General features: G+C 45.4%; 11 protein-coding genes. All 11 read right to left on the minus strand.

Features of this window, described 5'->3' with window-relative positions:
- On the minus strand, positions 1-470 hold a 470-nt coding region (locus tag AZ66_RS22070; protein ID WP_044356810.1), incomplete at its 3' end, for a LysE/ArgO family amino acid transporter.
- Between the two features lie 30 nt (positions 471-500).
- Positions 501-1,508 carry a fatty acid desaturase family protein gene (locus tag AZ66_RS22075; RefSeq protein ID WP_044356811.1) on the minus strand — a complete coding sequence of 336 codons (1,008 nt, stop codon included), beginning with the start codon at positions 1,506-1,508 and terminating at the stop codon, positions 501-503.
- 282 nt (positions 1,509-1,790) lie between these two features.
- Positions 1,791-2,495 carry a stalk domain-containing protein gene (locus AZ66_RS22080; RefSeq protein ID WP_052648759.1) on the minus strand — a complete coding sequence of 235 codons (705 nt, stop codon included), beginning with the start codon at positions 2,493-2,495 and terminating at the stop codon, positions 1,791-1,793.
- Between the two features lie 29 nt (positions 2,496-2,524).
- The gene (locus tag AZ66_RS22085) at positions 2,525-3,691 is read right to left on the minus strand and encodes a PD40 domain-containing protein (protein WP_021261719.1); all 1,167 of its coding nucleotides are present in this window, start codon (positions 3,689-3,691) and stop codon (positions 2,525-2,527) included.
- Positions 3,692-3,901: 210 nt separating this feature from the next.
- Positions 3,902-5,440 (minus strand): sensor histidine kinase, encoded by a 1,539-nt coding sequence (locus tag AZ66_RS22090; protein ID WP_044356812.1) that lies wholly within the window; start codon positions 5,438-5,440, stop codon positions 3,902-3,904.
- Positions 5,437-6,129: a response regulator transcription factor gene (locus AZ66_RS22095; RefSeq protein WP_044356813.1), complete on the minus strand. Its 693-nt coding sequence runs from the start codon at positions 6,127-6,129 to the stop codon at positions 5,437-5,439. The genes AZ66_RS22090 and AZ66_RS22095 overlap by 4 nt, the downstream gene beginning before the upstream one ends.
- A gap of 197 nt (positions 6,130-6,326) precedes the next feature.
- The gene (locus AZ66_RS22100; protein ID WP_044356814.1) at positions 6,327-6,821 is read right to left on the minus strand and encodes a DUF4358 domain-containing protein; all 495 of its coding nucleotides are present in this window, start codon (positions 6,819-6,821) and stop codon (positions 6,327-6,329) included.
- Between the two features lie 21 nt (positions 6,822-6,842).
- The gene (locus tag AZ66_RS22105; RefSeq protein WP_044356815.1) at positions 6,843-7,991 is read right to left on the minus strand and encodes a DHHW family protein; all 1,149 of its coding nucleotides are present in this window, start codon (positions 7,989-7,991) and stop codon (positions 6,843-6,845) included.
- 39 nt (positions 7,992-8,030) lie between these two features.
- Positions 8,031-9,437: an MBOAT family O-acyltransferase gene (locus tag AZ66_RS22110; protein WP_044356816.1), complete on the minus strand. Its 1,407-nt coding sequence runs from the start codon at positions 9,435-9,437 to the stop codon at positions 8,031-8,033.
- Between the two features lie 30 nt (positions 9,438-9,467).
- Positions 9,468-10,175 (minus strand): GDSL-type esterase/lipase family protein, encoded by a 708-nt coding sequence (locus tag AZ66_RS22115; RefSeq protein ID WP_082061682.1) that lies wholly within the window; start codon positions 10,173-10,175, stop codon positions 9,468-9,470.
- A 186-nt stretch (positions 10,176-10,361) separates the two neighbouring features.
- On the minus strand, positions 10,362-10,572 hold a 211-nt coding region (locus AZ66_RS30870; protein ID WP_231586994.1), incomplete at its 5' end, for an ATP-binding protein.

The following is a 10,572-nucleotide window of genomic DNA, read 5'->3' on the forward strand; positions in this document are numbered from 1 at the left end:
CACCAAGATACAACGACGCAGGCAACAGTGAATACAAACTTTTCATTCCCCGTATAACTTAGTGAACTTGTGCCAATGACGCCTATCGTATCTAAGATTGCATGAGGATTTAGCAACGAGACAGAAAGTGCAAACAATATCTGCTTCTTGGCATTTAATACATTCCCGTCTTGCTCCGTGTTAGGAGGTTCACTCTTCCAGACGGACCATCCCATATAGACTAGAAATACCAGCCCAGCACCAAAGAGAATAAGCTGCAGCCATGCAAGCTGTAACACAACGAGTGAGACACCCAGCACAGCCAGCAAGATGAGCAAGGTGTCACATAATGCGGCAGTTAGAATTACGGGTAACGCTCGTGAAAATCTCTTCTGCAATGCTCCTTGATTAAATACGAATACATTTTGCGCCCCAAGTGGAATAATGAGACCAAAAGCTAATGCGACGCCATGAAAAAATGCAACAGTCAAGATCCTTCCTCCTATTGTCCTGCTGAAATGCTATTCTATTCTTTTATTGCGGCTATTGCGGCCAAAGTGCCTTCCACAGATGTCCTCGATGGCGCTAAAGAAGCCGGGAACAAATGATTTAAAAAATCCAGTACAGTGATGCGCCTTCCTATATTCCTCGTCCTCCATTAGCAGCAGATGTGCTTTCTTCAAGTTGTAATGCGGTACTGCCGGAAATAGGTGATGTACAAGGTGGAAATTGTCGTGGTGGGGGTGAATTAAAAAACGTTCAATTGGATTGCCGAACGTGTTGCGGCTTGCGTACAGTTCATTGTCTGTCTTCAGACCGGAATGTTCTGCCATCTCAGCCCAATATCGAAAAATTTGAAAGGTCGTTAGCAATGGCACAAACCAGAATAATAAAAGTTCTTTCCAAAAACCGAAAGAGATACTGCTTGCTATTATTGTAAGCCAATAAATTGATTTGGCAAGCTTTTCTGACCGTGGTTCTTCCTTGGAAAGGATGTTTACGCGAATCGTACCGTAAATATACTTGGGAACATGTGTTAGGGTTAAGGGCTTGAAGATGTGACGAATCAGAAACTGTCTGATACTGTCCTGTGGCTTATCCAGCCCGATCAACGCGTAGCGCTTCGTATCTGGGTCTTGTTCTGGATCCCACAGGTACTTGTGATGCATGTAATGTGATTTGCAATAAGTCGTGTAGGAAGTGAATACAGGAAAGGCTACAAAAAAGCAAGCCATCCACTTATTCAGGTTGCGGTTCTCGAATAACAGAATATGACTAGCCTCGTGCATTAAGTTGTCGAAGGCTCTCATCCTACTGCCAATCAAGCAGAGACTAATCAAGTACATCCACCAACTTGGATAAGCTTTAGCGAGATAGATACCTCCTGCAATAATCAGCCAGTCGTAGCTAATTGCGAAAAAATTATACCAATTGTTCCTTTTCTGCAGCTTTTGTACTTTCTTTCGTATCTCAGTTGAGAATATCGCCTTCTTCACGATATGTTTCTCGCTGCGTACATCTTCCTCCATCATTACGCCTCCTTCTTAGGTTTCTCTACATCAACAAGGATTCAGTCTTATTAAAGAAGTAATGATACTAGGTGACATATCTTGATGGGCAACGGGTTGAATTCGCCGATTATCTCCGATACAAGCCTCCACCACCTTCCATAAAGGGGCCTGTAATGGTAATTTTTATATATTTAACATCTATATATTACCTTATCTGATACTTTGTGTAAACATCTCTTTAAAGGTTTAACGGTGTCAAAACAAATCCCCCTGATTTCAAATTCATCAGGGGGGATCTTATTAATTATCAGTCAGTTTTACTACACTAACAGCTACCTTTTCGATTTGGCTGCTGCTCAGGGTACCATCGGGGGAACTGATCGTCACCGTCCGGTCATCCAGTTTGAAGCCAAGCAGCGGCGTTTTGGAAGGTGTATACCATTTGGCGCTGACCCCGTTGGATAGCTTGACTTCCTTGGATTTATAGCCGGTGGAGTAATCCCGTGGTGATACATTAACGGTCATATGCTTAAAGATTAAATTTACTCCATCGCTCGAAGCTACAGCTTTAACATAGCTGTCGGTTTTGGCCATTTGCTTTGGAGCATAGGCCGTCTCAAAGGATTCAAAATCAACATAAGCCTCTTTGATCGCCTTTATCTGTGCTTTATTGTAATTGATCGTTGTCCATTCACCTGCAGGCTGGCTATCGCCGGTCTGCTTCGTTTCCAGCCGAATCTGCTGGCTGGCAGCATCATACCCGACATTGATTCCAGTCATGTCGGAAATGGCCCGCACAGGCAGATACGTCGTATTTTGATAGGTGATCGGCACCAGCCTATTGCCATTACTGTCTGTTAAGGACTGATCGGATCCGTTTACTTTAAAGGTAATGCCGTGATTAAGATAGGCGTTGATTTTCTCGAGCTTGCTTCCGGCATACACACCGGCGGCTCCCGATAAAGTCATTCCCAATACGATGGCAGTCAAAAGTGTTTTTTTCACATTGAATCTCTCCTTTTTATTGAACAAATTCACATTTTGAAATCGACAATATGGGTTACGGCAAGCTTCTCTTTGTCGTCCACGGTGATACCCAGCCTAGAGCCAGTTGGATTCCAGCTTAGCGGATATGCCGGGTAATATGATAACCCTAGCGGTAATACCTTGCCGGAGACTGTATCAAAAATATAGATTCCATTCATGCCGCCCTTATCTTCGGTATAAACCGCGAAGGCAAGCTTGGAGGAATCGGGAGACCAGGATTGATAGGACAGCAAATCACCCTTCCCAATCAGCAAGCCTTGCAAATGACCACCCGTATCGTAGATGAACAGGCGCGATTCTCCTTGCCCGTCGCTTCCCGCCGTAGAGACGGCAATCCGCTGACTGTCAGGAGACAGGCTTAAGGTAGAGACATCCGCCGCAAGCAGGGCTGGCTTAGATTGTGTGGGAGTGAAGCTTTTCAGGCGGCTTTTGGCGTCTGTGTAATATATCGTTCCGTTACCCACAGCAAATTCGGTGAAGCATTCTATTTCGGAATCCTTCAGCTCGATCTTTTCCCGGGTACCGTCTACGGATATGTTCCATATCTCGCCTCGCCCCTCCATCGAACCGGCTGCAAGAATATAGGAGTCATGATTGAGCCAACCGCCTACTTCCATATAATTGTCGACCACGACTTCACGCTGCTCCCCTGTAGCCATATTTTTGATCGCATTCACAGCCTCATATTTATTCTTCCAAGTCTGAATGAAGCTGTATTTCCCATCAGGTGATAGGAATGCTTTGATGAACTCTTCCTTTCCCGCTCCTGTCTGTTCCTTGCTGCTGCTCTGCCGCTTTCCAGTCTCCAGATCAAAACGGAACCGGCTGTAGCTATATTGCGCTTCCGTCGCAGCCGTGGCTTGCTTCTCCAACATGGTTACCTGGATATCCAGCTCATGATCTGACAGCCATTTCTCGATATTTGCGCCATCAATCCGGTGTATGCGCTGAACGGCAATTCCCTGCTCAGCAGGCGGTTTGCTCTCCTTGACCACTGTCAGTTCACGTTTTTCTCCTCCATCTCCGCTCCTGATTTGGCCTGTTGTAACCGGCGTACTGCTCTTCTGCTCTGCATCACAGCCGAATAAGATGCCAGCTGACAGCAAAGTCGCGGTAAGCAGTCCGGCGATGTATTTTCCTTTGATAACTTTCATTGGGGTCCTCCTGCTTCAAAATGTATTCAGACCCAGGTCGCTTGATCCAGTTGTTGTCTCCTACCGAACCAACCGGTTGCAAGCTCCCCCATGCCCTTAGAATAGTGAGGAAATATTGCACAAATATATCTGGCTTGTAACGAACTTGTAAACAATTCAGAAAGCTGGAATCGGATGAACGCTTACCCATTGTGAAGAGCCCGGATGATTTCATTCATTCCGGGCTTCGCCTTTGACATTGGTGTATAGATTGGCCTTCTCATTCGAAGCATGTAGTGGAAGCTCGATCCTGAACCGCGAACCGTCCGCTCCCGTCTCGGCAAGCTGTACCGTTCCCCCTTGCTTCTCAGCCAGATTGCGAACCAGCGTTAACCCAAGTCCTGTTCCGCCGCTGGTTCTTGACCGGTCTCTACTTACCGTATAGAACGGATCGAAAATGCGGGTTACAGCTTCCTCAGGAATACCGATTCCTGTATCAGCAACCTCGATGATCATCCGGTGTGCTTCGTCTGTTGACGCTACAGTGTAGTTAAGCAGGTGAATTTGTCCGCCTGGTCGGTTATATTTCACCGCATTGTCTAGTAAATTAAGCATGATGTGCATCACGTTCTCAGGATCAGCCCACACCTCACCTGCAGCAAGCGAAGTATGGATCGTAACCCTGCAGCTGTCCGCCTTTCCTTGCAGCTGGGACACTGCTTCCTCCAGCAATGGCTGCAGCGGAACCGCCTTCGCATGAGTCTCAAATTCGTAAACATCCATCGCTGACAGCTGAAGCGCCTTCTCTACAAGACTGTACAGCCTCTGTGCCTCCTTATGGATGCGCTTTCCGGCATCATCCAACAGGGCAGGATCATCGCTGTACATATTCAACAGGTCAGCGTATGCGATAATTGAGGTTAACGGCGTCTTCAGTTCATGGCTGATATTGCCGATGAACTGCTTCTGCTGCTGCTCCAGTTCTCGCAGTCGCCCCACCGTTTCTACAAGCTTCTGCTTTTCTTCATGCAAAGCACCGACTGACGTAGAGATGCTTCTGCTCATTTCATAGATTCCATGTGCCAGATCACCCAGTTCATCCTTTCTGAGTAGCGAAGGGGCCGACAGATAATCGCCTTGCCCAATTTGCGCTGCCGCCCTGTTCATCTTGTCTATGACATTGACCTGCCGCCGGACATACACGTAACCAATAAGAAATCCGACACCCAGCACGATGCCTCCGGCAAATAGAAACAACCGGCGAATTTGGGCGTAGAACGTGTATTGCTCAGTGAGCAGAGCATGAAACTGCACTGTGCCAAGGCGCTGCTCGGCGTTGTACAGAGGAGCAAGAAACAACAGCTGATCCCCTTCAGTAATGTACGCCGACTGCCCCTGTGCTGTAAATTGCAGCGCATCCTGCACATCGGCCTGTGGCTGAAATGGCACTGAGGTGCCGGCAATGGAGCCATCCACCGTATACAGCGTCACTGCCATGCCGCTTTGTGCGCCCAAATCCACGGCCAGCCGTTGACCCATCAGCTGCATAAACTGATCCGGCGGCATCCTGTCTTCGGTCAGATATTCCTCCCGCACGCGCAGATTGGCAGCTTCTACCTGACGGGTAAAAGACTGCTCAAGCATGGTTCGCTGGTTCTCCCGGATGCCGCTCAGCACCAACATGCTCAGGCAGGTCACGACAAACACGAGCAGCAGGGCGAGCAGCAAAGACATTTTCCCCTTTAGGCCCAGTCGAAATTTTCCGGTCATCTAGGGTGAGCCATGCTTTTATAGCCGATTCCGTACACGGTCTGAATAAGCCCGTGGTGAGTGCCCAGCTTTTTGCGCAGCCGCTGCACATGGATGTCCACGGTGCGGGTGCCGCCCGCAAAATCCATATCCCATACCTTCTCCAGCAGCATTTCCCGTGAATAGACCCGTCCAGGATTGCGCATCAGCAAGACCAGCAGGTCGAATTCCTTAGGCGTTAAATCCAGCAGTTCTCCTTGGATAGATACCGTGCAGCTAAACATCTCTGCGGTCAAATCTCCCAGACTCAGCACATCCTGTTGCTGATCCTGCTGCATTTGTTGTGCATAACCTCCCCGGCGTGATAGAGCCTTGACTCTGGCAAGCAGCTCCCGCATATCAAAAGGCTTAGTCATGTAGTCGTCGGCGCCCAGCTCCAGCCCCAGCACTTTATCGACAATATCATCCTTGACAGTCAGCAGCAAAATCGCAGGCCGCGGCTGCCCATCCAGCTTGCGGCATACGTCATAACCGCTTACACGAGGCATCATGACATCTAGTACCATAACTTCAGGCAGGAACGTCTCTACCTTTTCCAGCGCCTCCTGACCGTCCGCTGCTGTCTCCACCTCATAACCTTCCCTGCTCAGCGCGTACACTAAGGCCGCCTGGATGCTGCTCTCGTCATCCACCACAAGTATTTTGATCATGGACATCTCCACTGATTTATTTAGGGTTAGCTCAACAATCTATTTTTGACGTTATGAGTCCTTATGGAATATAATACCTATTTGATGGTAACATAAGTTTGCTGCTAAGTGTACAAGAAAACCATAACGACGAAGTACGATATGTTTTATGTACATACTACCTTTTGATGCTTTCCCGAGATAGGCAGAATCGTGTTTTACTCTAATGCCGAGTCAAATGCCTTTTCGATCTGCTCAGCATCAGCTGAGACTACAAACAGAACATAGTGAGACTTCACCTTGAGTACATGTTTTTCAAGCAGAACATATTCATCAGGGCGATAATCTTTGAATTTAACGGCTTGAGCGTCGATTCTTTGTGCAATACTTGCTTTGACACTGTCTATTAGGCTTTCGTCTTTCACTTTAAGGACAACAATTTCATCCGCTCTAACGTTAGAGGAAGCAGTATATAGCAGGAAGTCCTCAACTTGTTCCGGACCAAGGTCATACAGCTTCTTCAGCTTATGCGCGTCCCCTTTTTTCAACTTATCCAACTTGACCGATTGTTTCATTTGCTCCTCTATCTTGGCAGCAGAGACGTTGATGTCTGACTGCTCCGAAGCGCATCCCAATACGGCGCTAATTGCAAAGACCAATATGAGTAATGCAAAGAATCGTTTATTTCTGGCGATATGATGATAAGTGTTCATTGGTAGTATCCCTCTCCTCCCTTACCCTTCTTTGTTCGTTAAATGATTGATTGATGGATCCTCGATGAATGTATTCATGTTATACAGAATCAACATGTCATGGATTTGATGCTGCCGCGCAAGCGCAGCAACATCTCCTTCATAATAGCGAAGGTCAACCATATAAATTTCACTGAAATGCGATGTTAAAAATGGTACGAAGCTGTTCGCATAGGAATCCTTGACCACTAGCAGCTTCTTCCCTTCCCGATGACTTGTTTTAATCTGGATAAGAGAATGATTGCCGTTAAAAAACACAGTATATTTGTCCTTCTTCTTCACATTGCCCATCATATACATAGAATTCGCGGAATGTTTCTCTTCGACATAATCGACGGTAACCTTCCCTTCATTCTTTGGTACATACAAATCTATACTGTCCGAGTGCAAATTCCTAAATCCGCTCTTTGAGTATAAGGAGCCATAGAAATCTTCCGTTACCGTTCGGATCTCGAATTCCTCTTCCTTCATCGGCTTAAATCCCATTTCTCTGCCTAGCTGTTGATACGCGTAGTAAGCACCCTTACTTGTCCAATGATGATCGGTTTTATAGTAGATCGATTCATTCTGATGCGAAGATAGTGCTGGGTATACATCGACATAGCGAATGCTTGAAATCAATGATGTTTTTACAGTATGTAGAGCATCCAGCTCTCGGTTCTCAGATACGTATTTAGGGAGCTTGCTTTGAAGCACACTAACAGCGGTCGGAGCAAGGATTACATACTTATTAAGCTCAGGTGTCGCCGTATGAAAAGTAATGATCGTTTGGATTTTCTCTTCAAGCTCTCCTTTTTTCATTTCAGCGAATTTCTGAATTAAATAGCCGTCTTTACCAAGGTACACACCGTTACTATCTTTTTTACCTATCGCTTGATCCGCATTTGACTTTACACCAACCCATACATCTCTTGCTACGAATTGATCCGTTATAAACTTTTCAAAGTTGGAGGTGAACTTCCCCGAAATAAAGCTATAAAACGAGAACGCAGGTAACTGCTCAAGCTTCCGATTTTCTGCCTCTGAGAATTCACGCTTCGGCAAGATCAGGTTGAGTACGAGAACAAAGCCGATTAATAAAAGAAACATTATAGCGACTACAGACTGAGACAACTTGTCATAACGATTCAAGCGAAATCACCTCCTTTGTAAGTTGTGATGTACGACTTCTTAAAATCGAAAGTATAAGAAGGGATTATACGTGTCATTGACCAAATACGCTGTAGAAAGAAACAGGAATAGAACATATAGGATTGGCGATAAAATTGCACTCCCTATTGGATATCTTTGCTTTAGTGCTGAAAACATCTTCTTCGGCAACGGCGTCGCTGCCAGGATCGCAAGCAGCAATATAACGAGATTCGTCGACAAGTAATAATAAGTGTTGTTATCAGCAAAATGGTGTGTGTTTAAGCCAAACATAGCCCCTAAATATGCTAGGGCTGCTGGTAAACGATCAAGATCAAAGAATACCCATCCCACCATAACAATGAGAAGTGTATATAAATTCCCCATGACACGAGGGAGATGCTGCAACCATTTGTCCAGGAACAGCTTCTCAATTACAATAAAGCATCCGAAATAAAGACCCCATATGATGAAATTCCAGCTTGCACCATGCCATAATCCAGTCAGGAACCACACAACAAACAAATTGCGAAGCTGCTTCGCGATCCCTCCCCTGTTCCCACCTAGTGGAATGTATACATACTCCCGGAACCAAGAGCCTAGTGACATATGCCATCTACGCCAAAACTCTGACACACTGGTTGATATATACGGATAATTGAAATTCTTGGTAAGCTCGAAGCCGAACATTTTGCCAAGGCCGCGCGCCATATCTGAATATCCACTGAAGTCGAAATAGATTTGCAAGGTAAAAGAAAGAATGCCGATCCATGAAGAGGCTACGGTTAAGTCAGACGCAGGTGTTGCTTTGATGCTTGACCAGAGCATGCCGATATGATTTGCAAGCAGCACTTTTTTTGAAAGGCCTCTAACGAATAATTGTGTGCCTTCCCCAAACAGTGATAATGTAATTTTTCGTAGTGTAAGTTGTCTCGCAACATCGCCGTATGCAACGATAGGCCCTGCAACAAGCTGCGGGAACATCGTCACATAGGTACCGAAAGCGATGAGATTTTTCTGAACGGGAACCTTATCTCGATACACGTCGATCATGTAAGACATGGTTTGGAATGTGTAGAAGGAAATGCCGACAGGAAGCGGAAGTGTCGTCACTTTAACATGCAAGCCGAACAGAGAATTAATGTTCTCGACCAGAAATCCGTAGTATTTAAAGAAACCAAGAATCCCAAGATTTCCGACAAGGGAACAGACCAACAATGCTTTAGCTGTGCGTTTTCGATGCCGATATTTATCAATAAGCAGACCATACCCATAATCGATTACAGTCGAAAAGAGCATGAGAAAGATGTAAACAGGTTCTCCCCATGCATAGAACACTAAGCTTGCTACTATCAAAGTTGCATTTCGCAGCTGATTCGGTGCTATAAAATAGATAATAATGGTTATCGGCAAGAACAAGTACAAAAAAATCAGACTGCTGAATACCAACGCTCTTCGACCTCCTTCATGAGAAGCGTATTACAGTTCGCCTTTCAAAAAGTCGAGCAAAAGCGGATAAAATTCAGCTTTGAAATGAATGCCGTCTTCATCATAGAGGGCTGGATTCTGCTCAGCAATAGAGGACACATCTACATACTTCACTTGTTTTTTCCCAGCCAGTTCCTTCAACATTTGATTGTAAGCGGCAATATTGGAGTACCTTGGCTCTTCTTTTAACGCTTTCTCTGTTACCGGTGTCACCGACAATATCGTAATTTTAGTATGAGGAAGCTCCTCTTTCATCTGGTCGAGCAGCAAGCCGTATTGTTGAATCGCAAATTGCAACGGATTATCTGTTGGCCAAAGGATGTCATCTGAGCCGAGTGCAATAAATAGATGTTCAGGATTTCTCTCGACCAGTTTGGCCACGTCATTGTCTTTTACCGCGAAAAAGGCTGTTTTGCCGGCCTCTCCAAATACATTTCTTATATCCAAAACATCATGAAACATAAATCCTTCCGTGATGGAGTCGCCAAAAAATACACTTTTTTTGAATAATGCTTTCAGTTCATTATTTTCATTCGTTGATGTTGAGGCTTCTTTTAGCGTTTTTGCGTCTTTGTTTGCTGACGTTTCTGTATCACCTTCCTGCAGAGCTGCCCCGCCATTTTGATTTACACAAGCTGTTAAGGAGACAACAATCATCCCTGCCAGCAGTATCGTTTTCCATGTGTTCAACATAATCATCTTCCTCTCCTGTTACTCCCTTTTTGTCCATTGATGTATGTGACGTCCTTATCTCATAACAAGGGATAGTTTAATGTGGAGAGATGCAGATAAAGTGCAGACGAGATTGATATAAAATAAAAAGCAGTTTCTTGATGTTGTCAAGAAACTGCTCTTCAGATAACGAATTTGAATGGTATGACCTATTTAGAAGTTGCTTTTCCTGAGGTAGAAATAGAAGAGAACACCGTCCGTTGTATTGCTTGCACCGTAATTGACCTCATGTAGTTCCAATATTTTTTTGGAAATGGCCAGACCAAGGCCAGTCCCCCCAGTAGAACGATGGCGGGAGGCTTCTCCACGATAAAAGCGATCCCATATTTTCTCGATTTTCTCTGACGGTATATGGACACCTGTA

Source organism: Paenibacillus sp. E194, from assembly GCF_000935845.1.
GTDB lineage: Bacteria > Bacillota > Bacilli > Paenibacillales > Paenibacillaceae > Paenibacillus_B > Paenibacillus_B alvei_B.